Here is a 26594-nt window from a genome sequence, read left to right as displayed (position 1 = left end):
ACCTGGCTTACTTCAATAAGAAGGATATAGTTATCCCCAACCATCAAGGCGCCTGCCAGGCGTTGACATGATAAATATAAGCTTTATGACAATGCGGACACTGAACGACATGTTCGCAGCCCGAAGGAATACGCGCGGAGATGGCTGAGGTATACTGATCAGCGGATCCGTAGGGACTGTAAGGCCCGGCGTAATCTTCTTTTTTTCCAGCATTCTCTAGAATGTGTCCGCAATCGGGGCAGGTGGCGTTTAATGAAGCCAAACCGTTGCATAACGGGCATATATATGGCAAAGGGTATCTCTCCTTTACGATATGATCTTCCGTAAAGGTAAGATACCCTTTTGTTTACTAGAACATGTAAGAACGTGAATTCACTGCTTATGGTTACAGCTTCAAGTTACTGCTGTGACCTGGGGACAACTTCGCTTCTGGATCGATATAGACCTTAGCGTTGTTGACCGCTGTCGGTGCTTCGCCGAATCCGACCGCAATCAGGTCCAATTTGCCGGGATATGTCGTAATGTCACCGGCCGCAAAAATGCCTGGAATCGAGCTTTCCATCCGGGAATCGACGACAATAGCGTTGCCTTCAATCTCAAGGCCCCATTCTGCGATCGGTCCGAGCGACGAGACAAATCCGAAGTTGACGATCACGTCGTCCACAACGATCTCTTGAGTCTCCTTCGTCTTAACGTGCGCCAGCGTGACGCGTTCGATGCGATCGTCACCGTGAAGCTCTGCGATTTCCGTTGGGGTAATGACTTGGACGCGGGAAGCCATCAGCTTCTCAACGCTGTGCTCATGCGCCCGGAATTTATCGCGGCGGTGAATCAGCGTCACTTGCTCAGCGATCGGCTCCAGCATCAGTGCCCAGTCGACTGCGGAGTCGCCGCCGCCGCTGATCAACACTTTTTTGCCGCGGAACCGGTTCATATCGCTGACGAAATAATGCAGGTTCGTTTGCTCGAAGTGGGCGGCATTCGGAAGATCCAGACGACGAGGTTCAAACGCGCCAACTCCAGCAGTAATGATAATGGCACGCGCATAGTGAACGCCCTTATCGGTGGTCACCACAAAATGGCGCTCTTCTTTCTTCTCAATTTGCAGCACCCGTTCCTCCAGACGTACGTCCGGTTCGAACAGCTTTAATTGTTCATGCAAGTTGTTGATCAACTCTTGCCCGGTCACTTTAGGAAAGCCAGCCACGTCATAAATATATTTCTCAGGGTAAAGGGCAGCCACTTGCCCCCCAAGCTGAGGCATACTTTCAATCAGTTTAACAGAAGCTTTTCTCATTCCGCCGTAAAAAGCGGCAAACATACCCGCCGGTCCACCACCAACAATCAGAAGGTCTGTGAATTCGGCGTTATTTTGGGTTGACACGTGTCAAACACCTCCAGATGGTTTCTTTTTTCTCTATAACTAAAATGTCAATTCTACTTTATTATAATGGTCGAATCCCTGGTTTGGAAAGGCAAGATGAAAAGTGTCGAAAATCTGGAATATAATCCGTTGAAAGTCCTATAATTACGGGTAAAATAAGACTTGATCTTTTAGGCAAAAGCCGATATCATTCAAATGTATGCATTCATATTTGTGACGAAAAAAGTACATTTATGATTATACGACAGAAGACTTTTGCTCATCCTACAAATAAGGTTTAAACTAGTACTAAAATGTGACAAATGTCTCTGGATTGACCAAATGTGTGGATGACTGAAACGGTTTGAGTTGGTACAGAGTGGTTTTTTATGTGTTAATTTTCACATTGCGTTATTGGCTTTAAATCAAATATAGAGTGCGTAATATTGGAAGGAGAACAATTACATGAGTACCATACCCAAAATAGTGATTCTTGGTGCGGGTTATGGCGGCATTCTTACCGCGCAGCGGCTGCAGAAAGAGTTGAACTACAATGAAGCGGACGTCACTCTGGTGAATCGGCATGATTATCACTACTTCACGACGCATCTGCATATGCCGGCAGCAGGGACGGACTCCATTGAACATACCCGAGTGGCTATATCCAAATTAATTGACGAATTTAAAATCGACCTTGTGAAATCGAATGTGCAGGAGATTCGTCTGGCCGACAAGAAGGTCGTGCTGCAGGACGGAACCCTTTCATATGATTATTTGGTGATTGCGCTGGGCGGCGAACCGGAATCCTTTGGCATCCCGGGCCTGACGGAATATGCAATGACGATCCGCAGCATCAATTCCGTGCGCTTGATTCGCCAGCATATCGAATATCAATTTGCCCTATATAAAATGGACGAAAGCCGGACTGACCGTTTGAACTTCGTTGTTGGCGGTGCGGGTTTCAGCGGCATTGAATTCGTTGCCGAGCTGGCTGACCGGATTCCACAGCTGTGCAAGGAGTACGACGTTGATCCAAATCTTGTTAACGTGTACAACGTAGAAGCTGCACCAACAGTTCTGCCGGGCTTTGATCCGGAGTTGGTTGAATATGCGATGGACGTACTGAAGAAGAAGGGTGTACAGTTCAAGATTGGCGTAGCGATCAAGGAATGCACGCCGGATGGTGTTATTTTGGCCACGGGTGAGGAAATTAAGTCGCAAACCGTTATTTGGACCGGCGGGATCCGCGGGAACCGTCTCATTGAAGCGGCAGGTTTCGAGACCGCGCGCGGTCGCGTGAAGGTCGACGATTATTTGCGTGCACCTGGTCATGATCATGTCTTTATCATCGGGGACAATTCGCTGATGTTTAATCCGGAAGGGCGCCCATACCCGCCTACGGCCCAAATTGCCATGCAGCAAGGAGTTACCTGTGCGCAAAACGTGGTGGCGGCCATTCGCGGCAAAGAGCTTAAGAAATTTGTGTTCAGCAATAAAGGAACCGTAGCTTCGCTGGGTAAAGGGGAAGCGATCGCCAGCGCATTTGGGAAGAAATATAAAGGTTGGGTTGCAGCCCAATTGAAGAAGCTGGTGGATATGCGTTATCTGTTCATTATCGGCGGGATTCCGCTGGTGTTGAAGAAAGGAAGATTCTTCTAAGATGCGTCACTGCAGCGTACAGGTTCGAGGGCTGCTCACGCGGGATGAGCTGGATCGCTATAACGCCTTGATGGAAGTGGGATCTTACCTGGAATCGCAGCAGCGTTACGATTTGGCTTATACGGTGCAGAAGGAAGTGGACCTTCTGATCCAGCCAGCCATCGAACGGCTGAAGGAGAAGAGCCGGGAACGCGATCGGGCGACGGCGGAGTTCCTGAAGTCGATGGAGGCAGAGGCGGAAGATTAAAAGAATAAGAAAGGGTGTGTCGCACGAGGCGGCACACCCTACTTTTTTATCGATATGGAATTACACTTTCAACATCTCGTCCAAACGCTCTGCATTCAGCAGATTGCCGACGTAAAAAGCACCAAACTCGCCAAAACGTGCGCTGACTTCGTCAAACCGCATTTCATACACCAGCTTCTTAAATTGCAGGGCATCGTCGGCGAATAGAGTTACGCCCCATTCCCAATCGTCGAGCCCTACGGAACCGGTGATGATCTGCTTCACTTTGCCGGCATAGCTGCGGCCGATCAGGCCATGGCTGCGCATCATTTCGCGGCGCTGTTCCATCGTCAGCATGTACCAGTTGTCGGAGAGTTCCCGCTTTTTGTTCATGGGATAGAAGCAGATATGGTTGGTCTTCGGGAGGATCGGCTGCAGACGGGCCATCACTTCTGGATTTGCCTTCGGGTCACCGCCGCCGGATGCGAGATAATTGCTAAGTTCTACAACGCTGACGTAGGAGTAGGCTTTGGTCGTATATTCAGCAAAAGTTGTTTTGTTAAAGGCCGTCTCCAAAGCGTTCAACTCTTCCAGGCTTTCGCGCAGGTGCATGAACACGAGGTCGGCTTTCTGTCCGACGATCGAATACACCGCAGTGCTGCCCGTTTTGGATTCCTCCATCAAATCCCATTCTTTCAGGAACGTATGCAGCTCCTCCAGGGCCCCGGCGCGTTCTTCGTCATCTGCCGCTTTCCAGGCGGTCCAATCGATCGTGCGGAAATCGTGAAGCGCATACCAACCTTCTAAGGTCAGAGTAGCTTCGTTCATGTATAATCACTCCTAGATTCATTCTGATCCTCATTTACGAATTGCCAATACGTATCTTATTGTATCGCATGGAGCCTAAACGGAGCAAATCGATTCACTTATTTTTCATGTAAAGTTCATTGCTTCGTTACATAATATCTAGTAAACTTACTACTAGCTTGATGAAGTGTGATTTACTTTATAGTCAATGAAGATTCAAAAAGTTTGGACGCTGCATACCTTCATTGACCGCTTCGTGATCGAAAGATGCCTTTTTGAATGACCTATAGAAGGGTGGGGGAAGAGTCGATGGGTTGGCTCATCGTACTGGTGCTGATGGTTCTCTTCTTCGTGATGATGTTCGGCATCGGTTTCATTTTGAATATGTTAATGAAAACAACCTGGTTTCCGGCGTACGTCTTTATCATCGTCATTTTGCCGGTTGTGGTCTATACGCTGTGGGACCATGAACAGAGCTTCGGGACCTATCTGGCATCGTTCCGGCTGGTCGATTATTTGACGGCATTCGCCGGGCTGTGCGGGGCGATCCTGAGCGGTTGGACGATTCGAAAGCTGCGGTTGGGCGGGTACAAAATGTTTTAAAAAAAGCGCGAGTACCGTCGGGGGATAACCCTGAGGTCTCGCGCTTTTTCTGTGTGTACTTTTTCTCTGTGTACCGTTATTCCTGCTGGCCTCGCTTCCATTTCTGATATTCAAGGAATTCCTTAAATTCCTTCTTGCTGACGCCCGAAGTCATAGCTTCCTGCACCAACTCCGACCATTCCGGATCAAGTAATTCCGGTGCGGGGCGGTCGCCATACAATAGCAGGTTGATCGAGACGTTAAGAGCGTCGGCTATTTTCTCAATGAAGGAAATAGAGGGATTCGATTGAATATTGCGCTCCACGTTGCTGAGATAGGATTTTGCCACATCCGCCTTCTCCGCCAGCTCGGACAAGGAGTACCCTCGGTTTTGCCGTAGTTTCTGAATACGCTCGCCAATTTGTTCTGCCATGTAGCCGTCGCCCTTCTATCAGAAATAATTTGATGTCATTATATCAGATTAACTGAGATCGGACAAAGGTGTTAAGTCGGAAATTCAACCAAACAAAGAACACCTTAGTCCCAGATCGGGGTAAGGTGTTCTGCTTAAATTTCTCAAATTATCTAATTTGACCGTCGCCTTGTTTCGCTTCAAACGTCCAAGTCAGGTTCAGCGTGTCGCCTTGGAATTGGTTTTGGTCTTGACCGTTGTCCACGAATTCAAAAGCAACGGCCAACGTGTCGGTAGTGCCGGCTCTTAAGCCGCTGCGCTCGCCGAGGAAGAAGCCTCTTTCAACGGCGTCCGGTGTTTGATTTTGCAGGTCATAGAGCGTAGTTTCCCAAATGACGTCATTCAGCTTGTCGATATTGTTCAGGAATTTGACCTTAATATGTTTACCAAAATCGTCCGTGTTGTCTGGAGCGCCGGCTTTATTCGTCACCGTGTAGCTCGTTTTCAACAGAACTTCTTTGATGTCAAGCGTTCCGTCATTTTTGAGCTTGAACGTACGAGGAATCGTGTCACCTGGTTTCAAGTTGTTAAGATTTACAATCGCTGTTGGATCAGCGTTGATATCCAATGTACCTGCGGCGAACGTCCCAGTCGTTTCGACCGTATCGCTAAAGTAAGCGAACGTTCCTCCGCCGATCAATGTCAAACCGAGTGCTGCAGTTGCTACCCCAAAACCTAATGTCTTTTTGATACCCATTCCTGAATTCCTCCCTGATCTTAAATGAATTTTTTATATATTGCATCCTTATGTATACATAAGGAGAACAACCAAATCATTAGTGCTGAGCTTAGGTTGATGCGTCAATGACGTCAGGGTGCTTGGTATCCGATTGCGATTGATTCGCTTCCGGTTTTTTTTCTTCCAGACTGGCGATGGCTTTCCACAGCGTAACCACCGCGTACAGGAACAAGAGGATCCCTGGGATGATCAACAGGGTGACATTGCCTGTCTTCGTTCCAGCGAAGCTTAAGAAATAGCCCACGTACGGAACGTTAAATCCGGTATAGACGCCGGTCACATTCGCGGGGTGCACCAATTCCGAATCGGCGGCATCGTTATTATCGCCTTTCGTCCGGTACAGCACTTGGCCGCTTTGTTCGTCCTTGGTCACCTCGATGATGCGGTGGGTAATCAGCTTGTTATCGCCTGACCGGAAGGTGATGACGTCACCGACGTTGAAACGGGTCATATCGCCGCCCGGCTTAATGGCCGCAACGGAACCGGTAGGGATGGAGGGCTCCATCGAACCGGACAAGACCGTTTTCAGCTGATAACCGTAGAAGTTCGGTTCGCTGCCGGAAACCTTCGAGAGGACCACCGACCCCGCCACGGTAAAAAAGGCAACTGCCATCAGAAACGTCAGCGCGCTTCCTATCCATTTACGAAATCGCATATTATTCACCTACTTCTGAGGGTATCGCGTCCTCATCCTTGTCATCGTCGTCATTGTCTTCCTCCCCGCCTTCGTCCGAATCGATGGGCAGTTCATCCTCCGGTTTCGTTGGGATCAGACTGTCCAATGGATTTGGCTGCTCAGGGGGCAGCAGAGATTCCAGCTCCGGTGTGCCGCTGGTAGCCGGATCATCCGGCGGGAGGGCTGCAGGTTCATTGTCATCCGGCGAAGTTGAATTTGGTTGTTCTGCCTGAGGTTCTGGCTCGGTCGATTCATCAGGAACCGATGGCAGATCCTCAGAGGAAGCTCCGCCTTCCGACTCGTTGTCGTCCGCAGCTTCACCTACTGCAGGAGGTTGAACCGCTTCGTCACCGGAATCCCCCACTGCCGGAGGGACTTCTTTCTCGGTTGGCTTATCCGCGTCCGGTTGTTCCTCTTCAGGAGCAACGCTCTCCTCCGGATTTTCGGCTTGCTCCGCTTCTTTCTTCGCCTTCTCTTCCTCCAGCTGCTTCAATCGTTCCAGCTCTGCCAACCGCTGTGCTTCCGCTTCCGCCAACAGTTGAGCTCGCTGCGCTTCGAGACTGGAAATCTCGGCAGTCAAGCCCGCGATTGCCGAATCCAGGGAAGCCTGCACGCTCTCGAAGTACGCGCGCTCTTCGTCGGCGACAGGATCATTGAAGGTGTCATCAGCCGACAGGGTCCAAAACGGACTGGCAAAAGCGACAGCAGCAGAGCCGTTGGTCGAGAAACCGAAATCCGATTGATGGATGGAGCGCAGGCTGCTCAAGATCTCCTGTAACGTCCCGCGAAGCGGGCCGGATAGCAAACCGTTGCCTTTCAGGAGATCTGCAATGCGGTCAAGCACCGTCGTTCGCGTAAGCTCAGCGCAATTCGCCTCCAGGCCATCTAATGAGGCCAGCAGTCCGTGAATCACGGAGGTCGCTTCAGTGATTTCCTGCACCAGCTCCTGCCAGATGGACTGGTTCAGCGTGAGTTGCTGCTGCAGCTGCTGGATTGTGGCGTTTAGCCCGCTTATCCGCGATGACAAGCCTTCGGCTGCACTTTCCAGCTGCAGGCTCGCGGAGAAATCTGCAATTGCTTCCGAGCTGACCGGTCCATCGCCGCCGGAGTAGACCGCATTGGTTGAAGACGGGGGCAGCGGAAGACTGGTGGCCGGATCACTCGCATTCGGAAGAGCCGGAGACGAGATCGGAGTTGTTGTATCTATCGAAGCGCGGATCAGGCTTGCGCCGATCAGCCTTCCTTTTAAGGAAGCGGCTCGGTCCAAATGCTCGGCCAACATCGCGAGTTGGCTTTCAATTTGGCTGGGGAAGACTCGGCACGCCTTGATTTCCGTATTATCCTCGCGTGTGCTGGTGAATGCGCCAAAGGTTGTGCCAACCTGCTGGGAGGTCCACAAGAGCAGAGTCGAGAGAATTAATCCGGACTTCAGCGATTTGACCATGTTTTGCTTCTTCCGTTTTTTGCGTAATTTACGGATCACTTCAGCTCGGGATCTTCGCAGAATAGTCGCTCCTTTCTAGGTATGGTCCGTTCTGTTCGTTAATATGTTCGTTATTAAGGACAAACACCGTGATTTGAATATACCTGAAATGGTTAACGTTAGGAAAGGCGCAAATCCAGTGATTTGTTCTTAATAAAGAACATTTATCTATTACTTTCTTTAAAAATCTGCCTGATTCACGGGATTTCACGATTTATTGTTCTCTATAAGAAACATTCCCTAGTACTTGACAAGCGGTGGTTCAATATGACAAGAACATTAGGGTTTAAACAAAAAAAGCTAACCTTTTCGACGAAAACGGTGCGCCCAACTTACGCAGAATGACATACTTTTCAAATTTGAGACGTTATAATAAGTACCAAGATGCATACTGACTAAGGAGATCCATTGGCATCAGAAGCACCAGATAAGGGTAAACCTGTTGAAAAGCAGGGGCACAAAGTCTCAGATCTAAGGTAGGAATACTAAGATGGCTGGACTGCCTGGGGACAAAACCAAAATAATGATCTTAGGAGGAGATTGTTGTTGAAGAAGTCCGCCCAGGTTATTTCTTATGAACGATTCCCCGGAAATGTTGACCCGGAATGGGTGATGTTGCTGGCCATGGCCAAGGAGGCGGGGATCTCCATTGAAGAGGTTCGGCGTTTTTTCGCCGGAGATCGCTCTTATTTAGAAGAGTGGCATGTACATAGCGAGTAGATTAGGTAGAAGAGAGAGTCAAGAGCCGCGCCCATCCAGGGACGGTTCTTTTTTTGTGTGTATATTCGGCGGAAAACATAGGTCCCGATGCGGCACAGGAAGAAAAAGGGAGATTTTTGCAAGCTGGGGACGATTCAGGACGGCGTCTTTTATGCTAAAATAGAGGAAGTCTATTTGTACGTGATAGGGAAGGAGCGATGAAGCCGTGCGCATGAACAACATGCTGCATTTTACAGAGAATCACCGTTATTGCGTATATCGTGACTTCGGACTCAGTCCCGTTGATGGCAAAATGCTAGGTTTGATCTATCAACCGATGGTCGGGGCGTTCGCGATTTCGCTGTACCGACTGCTGGTGGAGCATGTTCCCCAGGAGCAGGTGGGATATTCGGAGGTGGAGCAGCAGCGGAAGCTGTTCCTGACCCTGGGCCTCGATCCAAGCGAGAAAGGGCGGAAGTTTCTGATTGAGCAGACATCCCGGTTGGAGGCGGTCGGGCTGCTTCAGACGAACCGGCTCTATGTTCCGGACAGCGATGATTATATTTACGAATATGAGCTTCAGGCCCCGCTGGCACCGGCGGAATTTTTCCGGACACAGCATCTGACTTTGCTGCTGCGAGATAAGATCGGGAAGTTCGCGGTGCTGTCTCTGCGGGAGCAGTTGTTCCGCGGAGAACCGGAGGCATGGTCAGGAGTTGGCCTGAATAAGGAAAATATTACGGTTCCGTTCTATGAGATCTTTGAGCTGAACACGCATTCGATAGATTATGAGCTGGAGCAGGCGATCGCCGAGACGTCGATCGCTAGGCAGCCGGGGCTCAAGCTGGCGCTGGAAGAGGATGCGATCAACTATGCGGACATCATCCTGCGTTTTCCGCGCGAGTCCCGGAACCGCTCCTTCGTTGAGGCGCTGCGCTTTGACCCGGAAGGGATGGGGGTGGTGAATTATGTGGCCCGCAAGTACGATTTAAGCGTCCAGGATATTTGCCGGCTGTTGGACGAGGACGGGGTCTTTGATCCAGGCGGCGGGATTCTGCTGGATGCGCTCCAGCACAAGGCCAACCTGCAGTTCCGCCAAGGCAAGCGCCGTCAAGAGGAACGCGAGGTGGCTTATGGCAAAATCGTCGCGCTGCGCGGTGAGGAGCCGAAGGCAGAAGACGATTCCGTTCAAGCAGGGGGCGTGGCGGAGGAGGTTGCGGTCCAGATGGAGTATTACGTGGACGTACCGCCGCAATTCCAAAGCAAATGCGATATTCATCAATATAATATGATGCTTCGCAATGAGCCGTATACCCGGTTGCTGAAGACGTTCTTCCCGGGATCGATTCCGGATAACTTGCTGGACATTTTCGAGAAAATCGATCTGAACTACAAGCTGCCCGGCGAAGTCATCAACGTACTGATCCATTATTTAATGTCCTTGCTCACCTCAGGCGGGGAGCAGCGGATCAATCGCAATTTCATCGATGCGATCGCCGCGAACATGCTGCTGAAGCAGATCAACACGTATGAGCAGGCCGTGCAATATATCCGCGACCAGTCGAAGGTGAAGGAGAAGGTCAAGGAGAAATCCGGCGGTGCCGCCTCCGGAGGAGGCCGGGCGCGAACTTATGGCAGCCGCGGAACGAAGCCGAAGCCGGAAATCCCAATTGTGGAGCGGACGGGCCAGGAGACGGCTGTATCGGAAGAAGAGTTAGCTGAACTGATTAAGATGGCGGAGCGTATGCAATCCGGCAAACATAAAAAGGAAGTCTGAGTCCGTTTAGGCTTGGGGGAGGAAGGTGACACAACCTATGGAATCACTGGGGGAACTGCTGACGCAGATGAAAAGCACGCAATTCAAACAACGCTCCGAGGAGCTGACCACACGTCTGATGAATGACCCGCTGGTGAAGGAACTCCGGGACCAACATCCGGAGCTGGGACAGGAGCAGCTGACTCGCGGGATGGCTAAGCTGTATCAATACATCAACGACAGCAAGCATTGCGCGAACTGCCCGGGCTTGGAGCAATGTCCCAACGATTTCCCCGGCCATTATACGAAGCTGACGGTCGAGCAGGTGGGCGGAAGCCCGCAGCTTGTGGATCGTCAGGTGCCATGCCCCAAGCAACTGCAATATGAGCGCGAATTGTCCGTTAAGAAACGGATTCATAGCTTCTATGTAGATGAACGGGCGCTGGAAGCCGGTTATGACGAAGTGGAAATTATGACGAAGGATGCCATGCGTGCTCCGGCGGTAGGACAAGTGTTCCGCTATATTAATGAAACGAAGGAATCTGGATTGCAGACGAAAGGGCTGTATCTGGAAGGGCCGTTTGGCACTGGCAAAACGTTCTTGATGTGCTATCTGCTGCACGAACTGGCGAAGGAAGGTTACTCTGGCGCCATCGTCTATATGCCGGAATTTGTGGAAGAGCTGAAGAGCATGCTGCAGGACAGCGACAAGCTGCGCGAAACGGTGGAAATGATGAAGCAGGTAGACCTGCTGATCTTTGACGATATCGGTGCGGAGAACCTGAATCCGTGGGTGCGCGACCATGTCATGGGCGCGATTATGAATTATCGAATGAACCGGAAACCCACGTTCTACACCTCCAACTATTCCTTGGGTGCACTGGAGAAGCATTTGAGCTTTACGAGCAAGGACGGGGAAGAGCGGCATAAAGGCCAACGCTTAATGGATCGGATCGCTCCGTTCGTGACCGTGGTTCAGGTGAATGGGACGAATAAGCGCGGTCAAGCGTAATCATGGACGATCCAAGGACATAAGTTAAAGAGCCGAGCACCTCCCTTCGCGGGGGAGCACCCGGCTCTTTCGTTTAATTCGAGGTCTGGTTACCGCCTAGCTGGCGATAAATTTAATGATGACCATGCCGAAGAAAATCACGATCATGAACGTCAGCATGCCAAAAAAGCCGTTCATCAAATCAAACAGATCGTTGCGGGGTTCTTCGTTGATATGCTGCCGCGGATCGTTCGCATGCGTGTTAGCATCCATGGCGATGGGCCTCCTCAGGAAATTATCGTCTCGTCAATGAAATATGTCATAGACAATCCGTTTTCAGGTTATTCTTAGTATAACCAAACTTTTTTCGTTTTGTAAAGAAGGCGTTACCATACACTTTCTTTTTTTCAGTGTAGTATGGTATAATGTGTTCGGCAACAGCTTTTTGGGCTGACTGCTCCATTTTTTTCGACTACCAGTTGTTCGCGCTCCAGTCATGAATGGGCTAGGCCGGGCAACCCAAATAAGGAGGAAATTATCATGGCTATCGTGAACGTATCCGATCAGTCCTTCAATGCGGAAATCGAAGGACAAGGTCCGGTTCTTGTTGATTTCTGGGCTCCATGGTGCGGCCCTTGCAAAATGATCGCTCCGATTCTGGAGGAGCTGGACGCAGAAGTGGGTGACTCCGTGAAGATCGCGAAGCTGAACGTGGATGACAATCCAGAAACCGCTTCCCGTTTCGGCGTGATGAGCATTCCTACGCTGATCCTGTTCAAAGACGGTCAACCGGTCGATAAAATCGTCGGATTGAACTCGAAGGACACGTTGAAGAACCTGATCGCTAAACATCAATAATCCAGACGATCAGGCGCGTCGCTTGACGCCTTGGATGACGCCTCCGGTTTGGGCCGGAGGCGTTTTCTGCGTTAACCTGGAGTGGAGAAAGGAGGAGGAAGCTTGGACACATCGGCTAATGAAACGTTAAGTTATGAGAAAGCGATGGAGCGAATCCAACATAAGCTGGCGCTGCTGCCCGATTCCCCGGGTTGTTATTTAATGAAGAACAAGGACGGTAAGATCATTTACGTCGGTAAAGCCAAAGTGCTGAAGAACCGGGTCCGTTCCTATTTTACAGGCAGCCATAACGGGAAAACCCAGCTGCTCGTATCCGAGATCCGCGACTTCGAATACATCGTGACCGCGAGCAATATGGAAGCACTGATCCTGGAATGTAACCTGATCAAAGAACATCATCCGCGTTATAATATCCTCCTGAAGGATGACAAGACGTTCCCCTATATCAAAATAACGAATGAACCGCATCCCCGGCTGGAAGTCACCCGGCGGGTGCTTAAAGATAAAGCGAAATATTTTGGCCCGTATCCGAACGCTTACGCGGCTCAGCAAACGAAGAAGCTGCTCGATCGCATGTACCCGCTGCGCAAATGCAACGTAATGCCTAAGGAAGTGTGCTTGTATTATCACATCGGCCAGTGCTTGGCACCTTGCGTATATGAGGTCGAGAAGGAAACGTACGAGAAGATGACGCAGGAGATCATCTCGTTCCTGAGCGGCGGGCATGAGGAAATCAAGAAAGAGCTGGAGCGCAAAATGCACGAGGCAGCCGAAGCCCTGCAATTCGAGCGGGCTAAGGAGCTGCGCGACCAGATCATCAACATCGATGCGGTGATGGAGAAGCAGAAGATTACGGTGACCGATGCGAAGGACCGCGACGTGTTTGGGTACGCCGTAGACAAGGGCTGGATGTGCGTACAGATTCTGTACATGCGTCAGGGGAAAATGATCGAACGGCATGCGTCGGTCTTTCCGTTCTACGGTGACGCCTACGGCGACTTTATGTCTTATGTGACGCAGTATTACAGCGACAACCCGGCCTTGCCGCAGGAGATTCTGCTGCCAGAGAAGCCGGAAGAACAAGAGGAGGCCGGCGCGCTTGACGCTCCAGCCGCCTTGCAGGAGTGGCTGGGCGTGAAGACGCTGGTGCCGCAGCGCGGCTTAAAGCGGCAGATGACCAAGATGGCTGAGGAAAACGCACGCATCACGCTGGATGAGAAATTCCGGCTGATCGAACGGGATGAGGAACGCACTTCGAAGGCGGCCGAGAATCTCGGCAAGGCGATTGGCTTGGAGTCCGTGTCGCGGATTGAAGCGTTCGATAACTCCAACATTCAGGGGACGAATCCGGTCTCGGCCATGGTGGTGTTCATTGACGGTAAGCCGGCCAAGAAAGAATACCGTAAATATAAAGTAAAAACCGTCAAAGGACCGGACGATTACGAAACGATGCGTGAGGTCATTCGCCGCCGCTATGAACGGGTGTTGAAGGAGAACTTGCCGCTGCCCGATCTGATCGTGGTTGACGGAGGCAAAGGGCAGATCTCGGCAGCCACCGACGTGCTGGAGAACGAGCTGGGCTTGCACATCCCGGTGTGCGGCCTGGTGAAGGACGCCAAGCATAAAACCGCACAGCTGATGGCGTTTGATCCGCCGGAGCCGGTCTATTTGCCGCGTGACAGCCAGGAGTTCTACCTGCTGCAGCGGATTCAAGACGAGGTGCACCGCTTCGCCATTTCGTTCCACCGTGAACAGCGCGCCAAGTCGATGGTCGCCTCACGGCTGGACTCCATCCCTGGCATCGGCGAGAAACGCCGGAAGGCGCTGCTGAAACATTTTGGATCGTTGAAAAAAATAAAAGAGGCCTCCGTCGAAGACTTTCGGCCTCTTTCTATCGGGGATAAATTAGCCCGTCAAATTCTTAATGCCCTTCGGGACGAAGATCCGCCAGAGGAGTCGTAAAATACGGCTCCTCTTTTGGTTGCGGCGGCGGGGTCTTTCGTTCCTTGCTTGGCGGGTTAAACAAGTAAATCACATACGCCACGATCGCCGGCAAGGCGATATAGAACAACCCGGCGACGATATTCAGCGCTCCGCCCATAAACATCAAGCTTAGGGCCATCAGAATGCTGTCGAAGATGACATGCGAGAAGACAACGGTCGCGAAGCCGTAACGCAGGAACACGAAGCTGAACAGCAGTCCGATAAAGGTTAATTCGATTGGGCGCGAAATGACCGGATAAATCGGGTACAACGTGTGGCCAAATGCCCAAATTAAGGTCGACAACAGGCAAGCGATAAAGGTGCTGCGGAACATTTTCTTCAGCATCGGGATCCCGAAGAGGCGATACACCGCTTCTTCCCCGATCCCGGCCACCCAAGCCAGCAGCGGGAACAATACCGGATACACCATGTTGTACGGCGATTGCGTTGCATCGGTCGTGGACCAGGTATGAATCGTGTGCTCTAAAATGAAGAACACCACGGATTGAACGCCTAACAGGATCAATGCCCAGGCATACCCATCGCCCACGGAGGTCAGGATGGAACGGCCATACCCTTCTTCCCTTGATCTTGCCCAGAGGTTGATGCCGTTCTTCCGCCACAGTCCGTCGCCGCCGACTAAAGAGAAGTACACGGAAGCGGCCAGGAACAAGGTCACCAGACCTTGGAAGAAGAGGCCAAAGACGAGTACACCGGCTTCAAGGCCGTCTTTTTGGAACACCGGAATCATGTTGATCGTTCCAATCGTCGATAACACGAAGTAAGCCGACGCCAGGAAAATTCCCCGCTTAAACGAGGTATGAACTCGCGTCAGCGCGCTGTAGACGATCGCCAGAATGGCCAGCACGAACGTCAACAGGGCATAACCCGCATAGGTAAGCCAGCTGGCGATTTTGGTCTGCCCGGCAACGTAGTCCAGATGAGCCTGCGGTACACTAAAATAGCTCTCCAACGAAGAAACCTTACCGTATTCGAAGCTAAGCTTGATTTCCGCCTGCGATTCACCTAAGGTGTAGCCTTGGATACGGTAGAGGAGGCCTACATCCCCTTCACCGGAGGCCAGCTCCAAATCGCTTGGTTGAAATCCGAAAGCGTTCAGGTAAGGCTGTGCCAGCTCCTCTTTCTCCGCTAGCGTGAGATCCCCTTCCCATGCCTTCATGGAATCGATCGTTTCCGATCCTACATCCAGCATCATCTGCTTGGTGGCGTTGCTGGAGGAACTAATCTCCTCGAAGCCAACGACTTTCCCCGTAGTCATATGAACATCTACGGTCACCGCGCTTAACGCTTCAGTGGGATCCGTGTAACGGACACGAAATACATCATAGGGAAATTGCTTGTCATACGTTTTTAAGTATGGGGCGAGCAGATCGGCTTTGGTTAAGTAACCAAACAGATCGGAACGCGTTTCGTATGTAATTAATGCTTTATCCTTCGCGGGATTCGGCAGGTCGATCCCAAGTACCGATTGGACAAATTCACTTGCACTGGCGGTTGCTTCTTGTTTGCTGATCACCTCATTCGATTGCTGCAACTGCAACGATTCCGAATCGGTGGTCGGGAACAGTTGAACGGCCACGAACACAATGAATCCGAGGGCGGCCAGCAGCCACAGATTTTTGGTCTTCATCCTGCGGCGGCCATTTGACGTCAAAGGGGAATTCACTCGCAAAACTCCTTTGTGATTAAGTTGAAATAAATTCTGGGAAACGTACTCTTCTTAATAATATGAAGTATGTTTTTTGCTCAAGTACGTCAAAGTAAAGATAACACAGCAATCCCCCCTGCGCCAGACGGAGGGCAAAATTGACGAGAAACCGCAAAAACTTCGGCAAGTCTACGCATCATTTAGATTGGGGGGGAAGTTGATCTGCACAATCCCTGATTTCGTCTTTTTCTGGTCTTTTTCTTGAAAATAGAGCTTTGTGGTGGGACGCAATAAGGGATATAATCCATTTGACGAAAAATGAATGAAAACAATTGAAAAGATTGGCCGAATTTCGTAATGAAAACGGGGGAACCGTACATTTTGGGGTGAATTTCCCGGAGCTTCAACTTCTTACATGGGAGGATGAAGCGTCCGCGAATAGGGCAACTGGGCATGTCCGAATCCGTCAGCTAACCTCGTAGGCTTGTGCATCAGGAACCAAACACCGAAAGGCATTGGATTTCCAGTGCTTTTTTCTTTTGTTCTTTTTTCAGGAAGACGATGAGGTGAACGCGTTGAATACGAAGAAAATAAACCTTTCTCCGCCGCAGGTATTAGTGATTGGGTTTGCCCTCATCATTTTGCTGGGAAGTCTGCTGCTTATGCTTCCGATCTCCGGGACGTCCGGGGCACCGACGCCATTTGTTGATGCATTGTTTACGGCAACTTCGGCAACTTGTGTAACGGGGCTGTTTGTAGTGGATACGGGAAGGTATTTTTCAACTTTTGGCCATATCGTCATCATCTTGCTCGTCCAAATCGGGGGGCTTGGCTTTATGACCATGGCTACCTTGTTCTCCCTCGTCCTGAAACGGAGAATCTCGCTGAAAGACCGTCTCTTGCTCCAGGAAGCGATGAACCAAAATTCAATGGAAGGCATCGTTCGCTTAATTCGCAAGGTGCTGGTGTATTCGCTGCTGATTGAGTCCGGTGCAGCGGTGTTCCTTACCCTCCGCTGGGCCTTTGATATGCCGTTTGGCCGGGCGCTGTATTTTGGGATTTGGCATTCGATTTCCATGTTTAATAATGCAGGATTTGATCTGTTTGGGGATTACCGCAGTTTAATCCCCTATGTGAACGATCCTTTGATTAACATTGTATCCATCTTACTTATCGTATCCGGCAGTCTTGGTTTTATTGTCTTGTCCGATCTGGCGGAGTATCGCAAGCATCGCAAATTGTCGCTTCATTCCAAGGTTGTGCTGTCGATGACGGCGGTCCTGATTGTGATTGGTACGATCGTCATTTTCGTGTTCGAATTCACGAATCCACGCACGCTGGAGCCGCTTAGCTGGAGCGGCAAAATCTGGGCCTCTTTATTTCAATCGGTCACGCCGCGTTCGGGAGGGGTGGTCACCCTTGATACCGGTTCGCTGCGTCAGGCTACGCAATTCTTCATGATCATCCTGATGTTCATTGGGGCTTCGCCTGGCTCAACAGGGGGCGGGATCAAGACGACTACCTTTACGATTCTTATCGGTGCGGTGATCTCCATGATCCGTGGACGGACGGATTTGGTGTTATTCCGTTACCGGATTGCTGAGGAACGGATCTCTAAGGCGCTGACGATTACGATGATGGCGCTGTTCGTCATCGTTGCTGTAGCGATGGTATTGTCCACTACGGAAGATGCAAATTTCCTCTCTATCTTGTTTGAGACGACCTCCGCTTTTGGAACCGTTGGATTATCGATGGGCTTAACGGAGCGTCTGACGGATTTTGGAAAAGTAGTGATTAGTCTTACGATGTTTGCCGGACGGCTGGGGCCTTTGACGCTCGCCTATGCGATTGGTCCAAGGAAGGGGAAAGAGTTGTATCGCCATCCAGAAGGTAAAATCATTATAGGATAAGGGGAAAATGGGCAAAAATGAAAAAGCAGCAGTTTGTGGTCATCGGCTTGGGGCGGTTCGGCTCGAGTCTGGCCTTGGAATTGATGGAGTTAGGATATGAGGTTCTGGGCATCGACCGGAATGAAGAGATCGTGGAAGAACTTAGCGATCGGCTTACGCATACCGTTGTCGCTGATGCCACAGAAGAAGAGGTGCTGAAGTCGCTGGGGGTTCGCAATTTTGATTGCGGCATCGTGGCGATTGGCACCGATATTCAAATGAGCATCCTGGCGGCCATTCTCCTTAAAGACCTGGGTATTAAAACGGTAGTCGCCAAGGCGATCTCGCTTCTGCACGGCCGGGCTTTAGAGAAGCTGGGAGTGGATCGGGTGATCTATCCGGAACGCGACATGGGGATTCGCGTGGCCCATCAGCTGGTTACTCCGAATCTGCTGGATTATATTGAACTGTCGAAGGAATACAGTATCGTTGAGATGAACGTTCCGGCATGCTTGCACCAGAAGTGCCTGGCTGATATTAATCCGCGAACGCGCTTTGGCTGCAGCATTGTGGCGATTCACCGAGATAGCGGAGTCTTGGTAGCCCCTACTGCGATGGATCAGTTAAATGAAGGCGACATTATGGTTATCATTGGGGCTAAGAAAAATATTGAGCAGTTTGAAACGATCATCAATCCATCATGAAATGGGAAGAAGGCTTACTAGCAGGGAACGGGGAATAGTATGGAACAACAGGCCATTTGGGCTTTAATCATTTTTTTGCTGACTTACGCACTTATTATTTCTGAGAAAATTCACCGAACGGTGCTGGCTATGGCTGGTGCGGCGCTCATGGTGATGTTTGGCATCCTTGACCAGGAGAGTGCAGTCCATCATATTGATTTCAATACGCTGGGGCTCTTGATCGGGATGATGATCATCGTGAACACGACAGCCAAGACCGGCTTATTCACTTACATTGGCATATGGACGGCGAAGCTGGCCAAAGGCAATCCCATTACGCTCATGGGCTTATTGGCGCTAATCACTGCGATAGGTTCGGCATTCCTGGATAACGTCACGACCATTATTTTGATGGTTCCGGTGGCCTTTAGCATTACGCGGAGGTTGAGGGTCAAGGCATTCCCTTACCTCTTCTCCATGATTCTTGCCACGAATATCGGCGGGACGGCGACTTTAATCGGAGACCCTCCGAACATTATGATTGGCAGCGCCGTGAAGGAATTAACCTTCGTCGCCTTTATGGAAAATTTAGCGCCGGTTGCGATGATCATTCTGGTGGTGATTTTGCCGCTGGTGATCTTGATCTTCCGCAAAGAGTTGAAGAAGGGCTTTGCTCATCAGCAGAGCTTGATGGAGATCCGTCTAGAGGGCTTGATTACGGAGAAAAAGCTGCTCATCAAGTGCTTGATTGCATTAGGGTTGACGTTGCTCGGTTTTTTCCTTCATCAATACCTCCATTTGGAGACGGCGACGATTGCGCTGGCAGGTGCTTTCCTGTTGCTGCTCCTGACCGGTGAACACGTGATGGAACAAGCCTTCCGCTCGGTGGAATGGCCCACTATCTTCTTCTTCGTCGGTTTGTTCGTCTTGGTCGGCGGGTTGGTTGAAACGGGAATCATTACGAGAGTGGCCGAAGAGGTAATGCGGCTGACAGGAGGCGATCCGCTGACCACCTCAATGCTGATCCTCTGGCTGAGTGCGTTGGCGTCGGCGTTTATCGATAATATTCCGCTCGTAGCGACGATGATTCCGATGATTCAAGACATGGGCGGAATGGGGATTCAGAACTTGGAGCCGCTATGGTGGAGCTTAGCGCTCGGCGCTTGTCTTGGTGGAAACGGGACATTAATCGGAGCCAGTGCCAATTTGATCGCTGCCGGGATGTCCGCCAAGGAAGGGGAACCGATTAGTTTTCTAAAATACATGAAATACGGACTCCCGCTGATGATCCTTACCATTTTGATCTCCAGTCTCTACGTATATTTGCGATACTTCATGTAAAATGGACAAGCTGCCGTTGATCCAGGTGTTCACCTGGAAGCGGCAGCTTTTTTTGATGCCCGCCAGACTGTTGTTCGGGTGCGTGGTTCATGGTGGCGTTAGATCGGCAATTCTTTGACAAGGGTTTCGCGGATTTGCGCGATCCATTCCTTTGTTTCACTCGTCAGCTCCGATTTATCGCCGTATACGAGACAGGTTTCGCGGCGAGTCTGGGCTAGCTCGGGAATCGGCACCGTCAGCAGGCCGTTATCCCGCAGCAGCGGCATGCGCAAGTACGATTTAGGCAATAGCGCGGCCGCTTTGCAGATGGGCAGCAGGCGCACGATCGCTTCAAATGAATCGATCTCCATGCGGATATCAGGCAAGATGCTGTAGCGTCCAAACAGGTCGTCGATCAGCCGCCGATACCAGGTTCCTTTGGAAAAGACGATCATCGGCCGGCCGTTCAGATCGTCCATAATCAGACGGCGCTTCTGCCCGGCGGCGGCCAGCTCATGCCCTTTGGGCACGACCAGCTCGAGGTGATCTTTGAACAGCGGCAGGCAGTTCAAGCCCGTCTCGTTCACCAGGGAGGCCACGACGCCGAAATCGACTTTCTTCTCACGGACGTAGGAGACGATTTCATGGGTTTTGCCGGTGACGAGCTTCAGTTCGATATCCGGAAACTTCTCCATGAGCGCGGTCACGAGCGGCGGCAACGTGGTTTGGATCGTCGTCAGGCTGGCGCCCAACGTGACGATGCGGCGCTCCGCTGCCTTGAAGCGGGACACGGTCTGCAGGAAGTTGTGGTGACGTTGCCGCTGTTCCAGCGCATATTGGTAAGCCTCCTGACCTACGCGGGTCAGCTCGAGTCTTTTCCCTTTGCGGTGAAACAGGGAGACCCCCCATTCCTCTTCTAATTTTGCAATTTTGCGCGAAAGGGCAGGCTGGGACAGGTTTAACAGCTTGGATGCTTTGTTCAAACTGGATTGCTCCACGACGGTAGTGAACACCAGCAACTCTTCCATCATGGGGAGAACCTCCTTTTTTCCGGGTGAAGGACAAGATTCGACAGGTTTGCTTATGTGAATTTGTTATAATGATTAATAAATATATTGCAATTCCATTATAAGATAAAAAGGAGTAACATGAAAAGTGACACAAGTTGTTCACAAGTAACTGGAGGTACAAAGGGGTTTTACCGACTGCGGTGTGGTATTTATCATATTCAACCTCCGCGCCCCCGTAAGGTCGAATCTTGAGTGAATTTGCGCAAGTTGAAACGGATGATGGAATGAGAAAGGGGTACACGCATTTATGAAAGGGTTTTATTCCAGAAAACTGCACTCGCTGCTGGGCGTCATTCCGCTGGGATTTTTCCTGCTGGAGCACATGATCACCAACTTTTCGGCGGTGGAAGGCGGAAGCGAAGGTTTTAGGGAAGCGGTTGCGTTCCTGAACAGCCTGCCGCTCGTCTTGGTTTTGGAGATTTTTGGGATCTGGCTGCCGTTGTTATATCACGGAGTTTATGGGCTTTATATTGCGTTTCAGGCGAAGCCGAACAATCGGCGGTTCCCAACCGAGCGCAACCTGCGTTATTTGTTGCAGCGGATTACCGGCGTTATCGCGTTTGTGTTCGTGATCTGGCACGTGGTGGAGACCCGTGTACAGGTAGCGCTGGGCAATGTGGAGCATGAGGAATTGGGCGGCTTGATGCATGAGATCGTCAGCAACCCGCTTTTCTTCACGTTGTATATCATTGGGGTTGTGTCGGCGGCGTTCCACTTTACGAACGGTTTATGGTCGTTCCTCGTGAGCTGGGGCGTGACGGTCGGTCCGCGGTCGCAACGGGTGTCCTCTTATATTTGCATGGGCTTGTTCGCGATCGTTGCCGTGATGTTCGTGTGGTCGCTGGTCGCATTCCGCGGCGCGGAATTCCAGGCGGAAGGCAGCGCTTTGCTGGAGACGGCAAAGGCTTGGTTGGCGTAGGTTTTTGTTCGTAGATGACACGTTGACAATAAAGCGGATGCTTATGAAGCGAGTTTTGTTCGCAGATCACTCGTTGAAGCAACGCTCACAAAACTAAGCGAATGCTTCCGATGCAAGTTTTGTACGAAGCATTCCCTTGAAGCAACGCTCACAAAACTAGGTAGATGCTTACGAAGCGAGTTTTGTTCGCAGATCACTCGTTGAAGCAACGCTCACAAAACTTTTAGGAGTTGAAAGCAAATGGCTAAACAAAGCTTAATCGTCGTTGGCGGCGGCTTGGCCGGTCTGATGGCTACGATTAAATCGGCCGAAGCAGGCGTGCCGGTCCAGCTGTTTTCCCTTGTGCCGGTGAAACGTTCTCACTCGGTGTGCGCGCAAGGCGGCATTAACGGGGCCGTGAATACGAAAGGCGAAGGCGACTCGCCTTGGGAGCATTTTGACGATACCGTATACGGCGGGGACTTCTTGGCTAACCAACCGCCGGTTAAGGCGATGTGCGAAGCTGCACCTGGTATCATTCACTTGATGGACCGGATGGGCGTTATGTTTAACCGCACGCCGGAGGGGCTGCTGGATTTCCGCCGGTTCGGCGGTACGAAGCATCACCGTACGGCGTTTGCCGGGGCAACGACCGGACAACAGCTGCTGTACGCGCTGGATGAGCAGGTACGCCGCCATGAAGCAGCCGGCCTGGTCACGAAATATGAGAACTGGGAGTTCCTGTCCGTTGTGTTGGACGATGAAGGCGTCTGCCGCGGCATTACCGCGCAAAATCTTCGCTCAATGGAAATCACCACGTTCCCTTCGGATGCGGTTATTTTGGCTACAGGCGGCCCGGGGATTATCTTCGGGAAAACGACGAACTCGGTCATCAACACAGGGACTGCGGCGAGTGCTGTGTACCAGCAAGGTGTTACGTACGCGAACGGTGAGTTCATTCAAATTCACCCGACAGCCATTCCGGGGGATGACAAGCTGCGTCTGATGTCCGAATCCGCACGTGGCGAAGGCGGACGGATCTGGACATACAAGGACGGCAAACCATGGTACTTCCTGGAGGAGAAATATCCGGCTTACGGTAACCTTGTACCGCGGGATATTGCGACACGGGAAATTTTCCATGTGTGCGTGGACCTGAAGCTGGGCATTAACGGCGAGAACATGGTGTATCTCGACCTGTCCCACAAAGATCCGAAAGAGCTGGACGTGAAACTCGGCGGGATTATTGAGATTTATGAGAAGTTCATGGGTGATGACCCGCGCAAGATTCCGATGAAAATTTTCCCGGCAGTCCATTACTCCATGGGCGGCATGTGGGTCGACTATAACCAAATGACCAACATTCCTGGTCTGTTTGCGGCAGGAGAATGTGAATACCAATATCACGGCGCGAACCGTCTTGGTGCGAACTCGCTGGTGTCGGCGATTTACGGCGGTATGGTGGCCGGACCGAAAGCGGTCGAATATCTTCGTGGCCTGAAGAAGTCGACTGAGGATCTGAATCCAAGCGTCTTCGAAAGCTACCGCAAAGCCCAAGAAGAGAAGTACGAAGGCATCCTGGCGATGGATGGCACCGAAAATGCTTATGTCATCCACAAAGAACTGGGTGAATGGATGACGGCGAACATGACTGTCGTTCGTCATAACGATCGACTAGAAGCTACCATCAACAAAATCAAGGAACTCAAAGAACGTTACAAAAAGATCAACATCAACGATACGTCCCGCTGGAACAATACGGGAGCCGCATTCACCCGTCAGCTGTGGAACATGCTGGAGCTGGCCGAAGCGATGACGAAGGGCGCGTTGCTTCGTAACGAAAGCCGGGGCGCGCATTATAAACCGGAGTTCCCGAACCGGAACGACGAAGAATTCTTGAAGACAACGATGGCGAAATGGACGCCGGACGGTCCGGAAATTTCGTACGAACCGGTCGACGTTTCCTTGATCCCGCCGCGGATTCGCGACTACTCGAAGGACAAATAGGAGGGGATACCCATGGCAATGGCGGAAACGGATGTAACGGCCAAACAACCAACGGCCAAAAAAGTCAAATTCATCATTACTCGCCAGGATGATCCGAACTCGAAGCCGTATACGGAAGAATTCGAGCTGGACTACCGCCCTGGAATGAACGTGATCAGCGCCTTGATGGAAATCCAGCGGAACCCGGTGAATAGCAAGGGCGAACATACCTCGCCAGTGTGCTGGGAGTCCAACTGTCTGGAGGAAGTGTGCGGCGCCTGCTCGATGGTGATCAATGGCAAACCGCGTCAGGCTTGTGCGGCACTGATCGACAATTTGGAACAGCCGATTCGCGTTGAACCGATGCGGACGTTCCCGGTCGTACGCGACCTGGTAATCGACCGCAGCCGGATGTTTAATGCGCTCAAGCGGGTCAAAGCGTGGATTCCGATCGACGGTACGTACGATCTGGGGCCAGGGCCGCGGATGCCGGAGAAGAAACGGCAATGGGCATATGAACTGTCCAAGTGCATGACCTGCGGCGTCTGCTTGGAAGCTTGTCCGAACGTCAACGAGAAGACGGACTTCATCGGCCCGGCAGCGATTTCCCAAGTGCGCTTGTTCAACGCACACCCAACTGGTGAAATGAACGCCGATGAGCGTCTGGAGGCGCTAATGGAACCCGGCGGCATCGAAGGTTGCGGCAACTCGCAAAACTGCGTCCGCGCCTGCCCGAAAGGTATCCCGCTGACCACCTCCATCGCCGAAATGAACAAAGCCACCACGAAGCATATGTTTAAGATGTGGTTTCAGCAGTAATCGAATCGAATAGATTCATACCGATAAAGTAACACCATCCATCCGAAAGAATCGGAGACAGACCCCGGGAGGGGCTGTCTCTTTTTTTTTCGAGCTAGACAGAATAATGGAGGGGATCAGGGATGTACATTCATATTCATCGGATCGAATGTGATCAGATTTCCGTGAAATTGGAGGATTTCTCGAAAGGGGATGTCGGTAAGCTGCGTGCGATTGGGGGAGGAAGGTGGGATCCCAATGGGAAGTTCTGGCGTTTTCCTTGCACGGAGGAGAAAATCAGGCAATTTGCAGAGTACTTTCCAGAAGCGGAGATTCGAATGGACGGGCTAGCCGTGTCGCCAAAGCTATCCAGTAATGAAAAACTCATTCAGGCCCTGGATCAAAAGCTGCTCACCACGCTCAAGCTGAAGGGATACAGCCTCAAAACCAGCAAGGCCTACAGGGGGCATGTCCGGCGATATTTGCAGAACTTGGCTGATCATTTGAGGATGAAGAACCCAGGAGCCCTCAAGGATGAGAGAATGACGTCCGCGATCATCGACTCGTCCCATACTCAACAGTATGCTCTGCAGCTCCTTGAGCAAGGGCACTCTCCTGCTTATGTGAACCAAGCCATTAGTGCTTTACGTTTTCTGGCCGTCGAGGTTCTCAAGCAACCTTCCGAACAGATGAAATATATTCGACCGAAAAAAAGAAAAAAACTGCCCTATGTCCTATCGGAGCAGGAAGTACTCCGCGTTATCCAAGCGCCGACGAATCTGAAGCACCGTACGATGTTGTATCTGGCTTACGCCTCAGGCTTGCGCGTGAGCGAGGTCGTCCGGCTGAAAGTTACGGATATCGACCCCGAACGCGGCCTCCTTCGTGTCCGGCAAGGAAAAGGCAAAAAAGACAGGCACACCTTACTATCGCAAACGGCTTGGGACATGATCAAAAAGTATGTGGAAGCGGAGCGACTTTCCAACTCGATGTGGTTGTTTCCGGGGCAGCATCCGGGGAGCCACTTACATGAACGTTCATTACAAAAGGTATTTCAGGAAGCCCTGAAAGCCTTCGGCATCCGGAAACAGGCAGGCATTCATGTCCTTCGGCACTCTTTCGCCACCCATTTGCTTGAGAACGGCACCGACCTCCGCTATATCCAGGAACTGCTGGGCCACGCCAATCCCTCCACCACCGAACGCTACACCCACGTCAGCACCAAGAATCTGAAACAGATTGAGAGTCCACTTGATCGGATATTACGTGATCAGCAGGGGAGATAGCAGACTACGGGAGGGGGATAAATTACAACATACAGAAATAAGAAATGGAGGTATAATTAAGGTTGTATGATTAATTACGCAAATCCCCGTCTCAAGAAGATATTTGTGACGTGCAGAGATAGGGGAGTTATCTGCCAGATTGGGCCCAAAGATTTGTAGGTAATCCATTCGCAACTTCCTGTTGCTTGAAGAGGGAAATTGATAGGTAAATACAAAGCAAAGAACGAGAATATAAAACGGGAAAAGACCTGTATAAACCCAGTATAAACCCAGTAAAGAATAAAGCTCGTATAAACCCGGAAGAAGCAATTACCTAAAGAGGACAAAGAAAAAAAGGTATAACATGCACGAGGAATACAAACTGAAAAAGGCGTAAAAAGAAGGAATAAACATGTGGGTCGACGTCCTGTCTCTATTCGAAGAAGTGGGCCCAATCCAACAGATAACACCATGTTCCCACCAGCGGCTAGAGCCGCTGGGTCCGCCCGGAGTAATAAGAAGCGGAGTCACTACGTAGATAATTCAGTAGCAGGAAGTGAACTCAGGCGGACACGTCTGTAAGGCTAAGTGGCGGAGCCACCCGGTGACCCGGATCGCTGTGCTTGATGGGCCAACTGCTTAAGCCTTTCGACGTCGGGAACACAATACGTTATCTGCCATCGTCTAGTCGAAGAAGTGGGAAAGAATGAAAAGCTGAATAA

General features: G+C 51.1%; 24 protein-coding genes and 2 riboswitches. Of the genes, 15 read left to right on the top strand and 9 right to left on the bottom strand.

The genetic code is table 11. The annotated features are described in order from the left end of the window. Positions 1-385: 385 nt before the first annotated feature. A complete protein-coding gene (locus tag RW092_RS17400) occupies positions 386-1384 on the bottom strand; it encodes an NAD(P)/FAD-dependent oxidoreductase (RefSeq protein ID WP_016310960.1) in 999 nt (332 codons plus the stop codon). A 444-nt stretch (positions 1385-1828) separates the two neighbouring features. Here RW092_RS17400 and RW092_RS17395 point away from each other — a divergent pair, with 444 nt between their 5' ends. Further along, positions 1829-3022: an NAD(P)/FAD-dependent oxidoreductase gene (locus tag RW092_RS17395; protein ID WP_016310961.1), complete on the top strand. Its 1194-nt coding sequence runs from the start codon at positions 1829-1831 to the stop codon at positions 3020-3022. A gap of 1 nt (position 3023) precedes the next feature. Further along, entirely contained in the window at positions 3024-3269 is a 246-nt protein-coding gene (locus RW092_RS17390; protein ID WP_028540203.1) for a hypothetical protein, read from the top strand. Between the two features lie 60 nt (positions 3270-3329). On the opposite strand, the gene hemQ is transcribed toward RW092_RS17390, so the two are convergent. Further along, positions 3330-4076 carry a hydrogen peroxide-dependent heme synthase gene (gene hemQ, locus RW092_RS17385; RefSeq protein ID WP_016310963.1) on the bottom strand — a complete coding sequence of 249 codons (747 nt, stop codon included), beginning with the start codon at positions 4074-4076 and terminating at the stop codon, positions 3330-3332. A 288-nt stretch (positions 4077-4364) separates the two neighbouring features. Here hemQ and RW092_RS17380 point away from each other — a divergent pair, with 288 nt between their 5' ends. Continuing rightward, a complete protein-coding gene (locus tag RW092_RS17380; RefSeq protein WP_016310964.1) occupies positions 4365-4658 on the top strand; it encodes a YuiB family protein in 294 nt (97 codons plus the stop codon). Positions 4659-4734: 76 nt separating this feature from the next. On the opposite strand, the gene RW092_RS17375 is transcribed toward RW092_RS17380, so the two are convergent. The 4 genes from RW092_RS17375 to RW092_RS17360 form a co-directional block, all read right to left on the bottom strand. Next, on the bottom strand, positions 4735-5070 hold the full coding sequence (locus tag RW092_RS17375; RefSeq protein ID WP_316010803.1) for a helix-turn-helix domain-containing protein: 336 nt from the start codon (positions 5068-5070) through the stop codon (positions 4735-4737). A 148-nt stretch (positions 5071-5218) separates the two neighbouring features. Further along, positions 5219-5806: a CalY family protein gene (locus RW092_RS17370; RefSeq protein ID WP_260070539.1), complete on the bottom strand. Its 588-nt coding sequence runs from the start codon at positions 5804-5806 to the stop codon at positions 5219-5221. Positions 5807-5897: 91 nt separating this feature from the next. Beyond that, positions 5898-6461, bottom strand: coding sequence for a signal peptidase I SipW (gene sipW / locus RW092_RS17365; protein WP_316010802.1), 564 nt, complete (start codon positions 6459-6461; stop codon positions 5898-5900). A gap of 43 nt (positions 6462-6504) precedes the next feature. Beyond that, positions 6505-8007 carry a prolipoprotein diacylglyceryl transferase gene (locus tag RW092_RS17360; RefSeq protein ID WP_316010801.1) on the bottom strand — a complete coding sequence of 501 codons (1503 nt, stop codon included), beginning with the start codon at positions 8005-8007 and terminating at the stop codon, positions 6505-6507. Between the two features lie 422 nt (positions 8008-8429). Beyond that, positions 8430-8514: riboswitch (cyclic di-GMP riboswitch) on the top strand. Between the two features lie 39 nt (positions 8515-8553). Between RW092_RS17360 and RW092_RS17355 the strand changes: the two genes are divergently transcribed. From RW092_RS17355 to dnaI, 3 genes are all read left to right on the top strand, one after another. Continuing rightward, positions 8554-8727, top strand: a complete 174-nt coding sequence (locus RW092_RS17355) for an anti-repressor SinI family protein (protein ID WP_316010800.1) — start codon at positions 8554-8556, stop codon at positions 8725-8727. Between the two features lie 205 nt (positions 8728-8932). Continuing rightward, positions 8933-10483: a DnaD domain protein gene (locus RW092_RS17350; RefSeq protein WP_316010799.1), complete on the top strand. Its 1551-nt coding sequence runs from the start codon at positions 8933-8935 to the stop codon at positions 10481-10483. 37 nt (positions 10484-10520) lie between these two features. Beyond that, positions 10521-11474, top strand: a complete 954-nt coding sequence (gene dnaI, locus RW092_RS17345; RefSeq protein ID WP_316010798.1) for a primosomal protein DnaI — start codon at positions 10521-10523, stop codon at positions 11472-11474. A 96-nt stretch (positions 11475-11570) separates the two neighbouring features. Here dnaI and RW092_RS17340 read toward each other — a convergent pair whose 3' ends face one another. After that, positions 11571-11726, bottom strand: coding sequence for a hypothetical protein (locus RW092_RS17340; RefSeq protein WP_009224819.1), 156 nt, complete (start codon positions 11724-11726; stop codon positions 11571-11573). A 267-nt stretch (positions 11727-11993) separates the two neighbouring features. Between RW092_RS17340 and trxA the strand changes: the two genes are divergently transcribed. Both trxA and uvrC read left to right on the top strand, forming a co-directional pair. Next, on the top strand, positions 11994-12311 hold the full coding sequence (gene trxA, locus RW092_RS17335) for a thioredoxin (protein WP_009224820.1): 318 nt from the start codon (positions 11994-11996) through the stop codon (positions 12309-12311). 144 nt (positions 12312-12455) lie between these two features. After that, positions 12456-14273: an excinuclease ABC subunit UvrC gene (uvrC, locus tag RW092_RS17330; RefSeq protein WP_316010806.1), complete on the top strand. Its 1818-nt coding sequence runs from the start codon at positions 12456-12458 to the stop codon at positions 14271-14273. Here uvrC and RW092_RS17325 read toward each other — a convergent pair. Further along, positions 14233-15945, bottom strand: a complete 1713-nt coding sequence (locus RW092_RS17325) for a CPBP family intramembrane glutamic endopeptidase (protein ID WP_316010797.1) — start codon at positions 15943-15945, stop codon at positions 14233-14235. The two genes, uvrC and RW092_RS17325, sit on opposite strands and share 41 nt — an antisense overlap. 351 nt (positions 15946-16296) lie before the next feature. Beyond that, positions 16297-16463: riboswitch (cyclic di-AMP (ydaO/yuaA leader) on the top strand. 39 nt (positions 16464-16502) lie between these two features. Between RW092_RS17325 and RW092_RS17320 the strand changes: the two genes are divergently transcribed. From RW092_RS17320 to RW092_RS17310, 3 genes are read left to right on the top strand one after another with little or no spacing between them, the layout of a single operon-like run. After that, positions 16503-17873 (top strand): TrkH family potassium uptake protein, encoded by a 1371-nt coding sequence (locus RW092_RS17320; protein WP_410055549.1) that lies wholly within the window; start codon positions 16503-16505, stop codon positions 17871-17873. 17 nt (positions 17874-17890) lie between these two features. After that, positions 17891-18556, top strand: coding sequence for a potassium channel family protein (locus RW092_RS17315; RefSeq protein ID WP_028540019.1), 666 nt, complete (start codon positions 17891-17893; stop codon positions 18554-18556). Between the two features lie 39 nt (positions 18557-18595). Then, a complete protein-coding gene (locus tag RW092_RS17310; RefSeq protein WP_085279465.1) occupies positions 18596-19876 on the top strand; it encodes an ArsB/NhaD family transporter in 1281 nt (426 codons plus the stop codon). Positions 19877-19974: 98 nt separating this feature from the next. On the opposite strand, the gene RW092_RS17305 is transcribed toward RW092_RS17310, so the two are convergent. Then, positions 19975-20886 (bottom strand): LysR family transcriptional regulator, encoded by a 912-nt coding sequence (locus RW092_RS17305; protein WP_316010796.1) that lies wholly within the window; start codon positions 20884-20886, stop codon positions 19975-19977. 286 nt (positions 20887-21172) lie between these two features. Between RW092_RS17305 and RW092_RS17300 the strand changes: the two genes are divergently transcribed. From RW092_RS17300 to RW092_RS17285, 4 genes are all read left to right on the top strand, one after another. Continuing rightward, positions 21173-21844, top strand: coding sequence for a succinate dehydrogenase cytochrome b558 subunit (locus RW092_RS17300; RefSeq protein ID WP_028540022.1), 672 nt, complete (start codon positions 21173-21175; stop codon positions 21842-21844). A 240-nt stretch (positions 21845-22084) separates the two neighbouring features. Then, positions 22085-23830, top strand: a complete 1746-nt coding sequence (sdhA, locus tag RW092_RS17295; protein ID WP_016310977.1) for a succinate dehydrogenase flavoprotein subunit — start codon at positions 22085-22087, stop codon at positions 23828-23830. A gap of 12 nt (positions 23831-23842) precedes the next feature. Further along, positions 23843-24628, top strand: coding sequence for a succinate dehydrogenase iron-sulfur subunit (sdhB, locus tag RW092_RS17290; protein WP_016310978.1), 786 nt, complete (start codon positions 23843-23845; stop codon positions 24626-24628). A gap of 122 nt (positions 24629-24750) precedes the next feature. Beyond that, complete coding sequence (locus RW092_RS17285) at positions 24751-25893, top strand: tyrosine-type recombinase/integrase (protein ID WP_316010795.1); 1143 nt, start codon at positions 24751-24753, stop codon at positions 25891-25893. Positions 25894-26594 lie beyond the last annotated feature (701 nt).

Source organism: Paenibacillus sp. 3LSP (assembly GCF_032465655.1).
GTDB classification, from domain to species: Bacteria; Bacillota; Bacilli; order Paenibacillales; family Paenibacillaceae; genus Fontibacillus; species Fontibacillus barengoltzii.
This window is presented reverse-complemented; position numbering and strand designations above follow the sequence as displayed.

What these genes read in the sequence shown, in the direction of transcription:
- RW092_RS17395 (WP_016310961.1), top strand. Translation starts at nt 1,829, where the DNA reads ATGAGTACCATACCCAAAATAGTGATTCTTGGTGCGGGTTATGGCGGC.
- RW092_RS17390 (WP_028540203.1), top strand. Translation starts at nt 3,024, where the DNA reads ATGCGTCACTGCAGCGTACAGGTTCGAGGGCTGCTCACGCGGGATGAG.
- hemQ (WP_016310963.1), bottom strand. Translation starts at nt 4,076, where the DNA reads ATGAACGAAGCTACTCTGACCTTAGAAGGTTGGTATGCGCTTCACGAT.
- RW092_RS17380 (WP_016310964.1), top strand. Translation starts at nt 4,365, where the DNA reads ATGGGTTGGCTCATCGTACTGGTGCTGATGGTTCTCTTCTTCGTGATG.
- RW092_RS17375 (WP_316010803.1), bottom strand. Translation starts at nt 5,070, where the DNA reads ATGGCAGAACAAATTGGCGAGCGTATTCAGAAACTACGGCAAAACCGA.
- RW092_RS17370 (WP_260070539.1), bottom strand. Translation starts at nt 5,806, where the DNA reads ATGGGTATCAAAAAGACATTAGGTTTTGGGGTAGCAACTGCAGCACTC.
- sipW (WP_316010802.1), bottom strand. Translation starts at nt 6,461, where the DNA reads ATGGCAGTTGCCTTTTTTACCGTGGCGGGGTCGGTGGTCCTCTCGAAG.
- dnaI (WP_316010798.1), top strand. Translation starts at nt 10,521, where the DNA reads ATGGAATCACTGGGGGAACTGCTGACGCAGATGAAAAGCACGCAATTC.
- RW092_RS17340 (WP_009224819.1), bottom strand. Translation starts at nt 11,726, where the DNA reads ATGGATGCTAACACGCATGCGAACGATCCGCGGCAGCATATCAACGAA.
- trxA (WP_009224820.1), top strand. Translation starts at nt 11,994, where the DNA reads ATGGCTATCGTGAACGTATCCGATCAGTCCTTCAATGCGGAAATCGAA.
- uvrC (WP_316010806.1), top strand. Translation starts at nt 12,456, where the DNA reads ATGGAGCGAATCCAACATAAGCTGGCGCTGCTGCCCGATTCCCCGGGT.
- RW092_RS17325 (WP_316010797.1), bottom strand. Translation starts at nt 15,945, where the DNA reads ATGAAGACCAAAAATCTGTGGCTGCTGGCCGCCCTCGGATTCATTGTG.
- RW092_RS17315 (WP_028540019.1), top strand. Translation starts at nt 17,891, where the DNA reads ATGAAAAAGCAGCAGTTTGTGGTCATCGGCTTGGGGCGGTTCGGCTCG.
- RW092_RS17310 (WP_085279465.1), top strand. Translation starts at nt 18,596, where the DNA reads ATGGAACAACAGGCCATTTGGGCTTTAATCATTTTTTTGCTGACTTAC.
- RW092_RS17305 (WP_316010796.1), bottom strand. Translation starts at nt 20,886, where the DNA reads ATGATGGAAGAGTTGCTGGTGTTCACTACCGTCGTGGAGCAATCCAGT.
- RW092_RS17300 (WP_028540022.1), top strand. Translation starts at nt 21,173, where the DNA reads ATGAAAGGGTTTTATTCCAGAAAACTGCACTCGCTGCTGGGCGTCATT.
- sdhA (WP_016310977.1), top strand. Translation starts at nt 22,085, where the DNA reads ATGGCTAAACAAAGCTTAATCGTCGTTGGCGGCGGCTTGGCCGGTCTG.
- sdhB (WP_016310978.1), top strand. Translation starts at nt 23,843, where the DNA reads ATGGCAATGGCGGAAACGGATGTAACGGCCAAACAACCAACGGCCAAA.
- RW092_RS17285 (WP_316010795.1), top strand. Translation starts at nt 24,751, where the DNA reads ATGTACATTCATATTCATCGGATCGAATGTGATCAGATTTCCGTGAAA.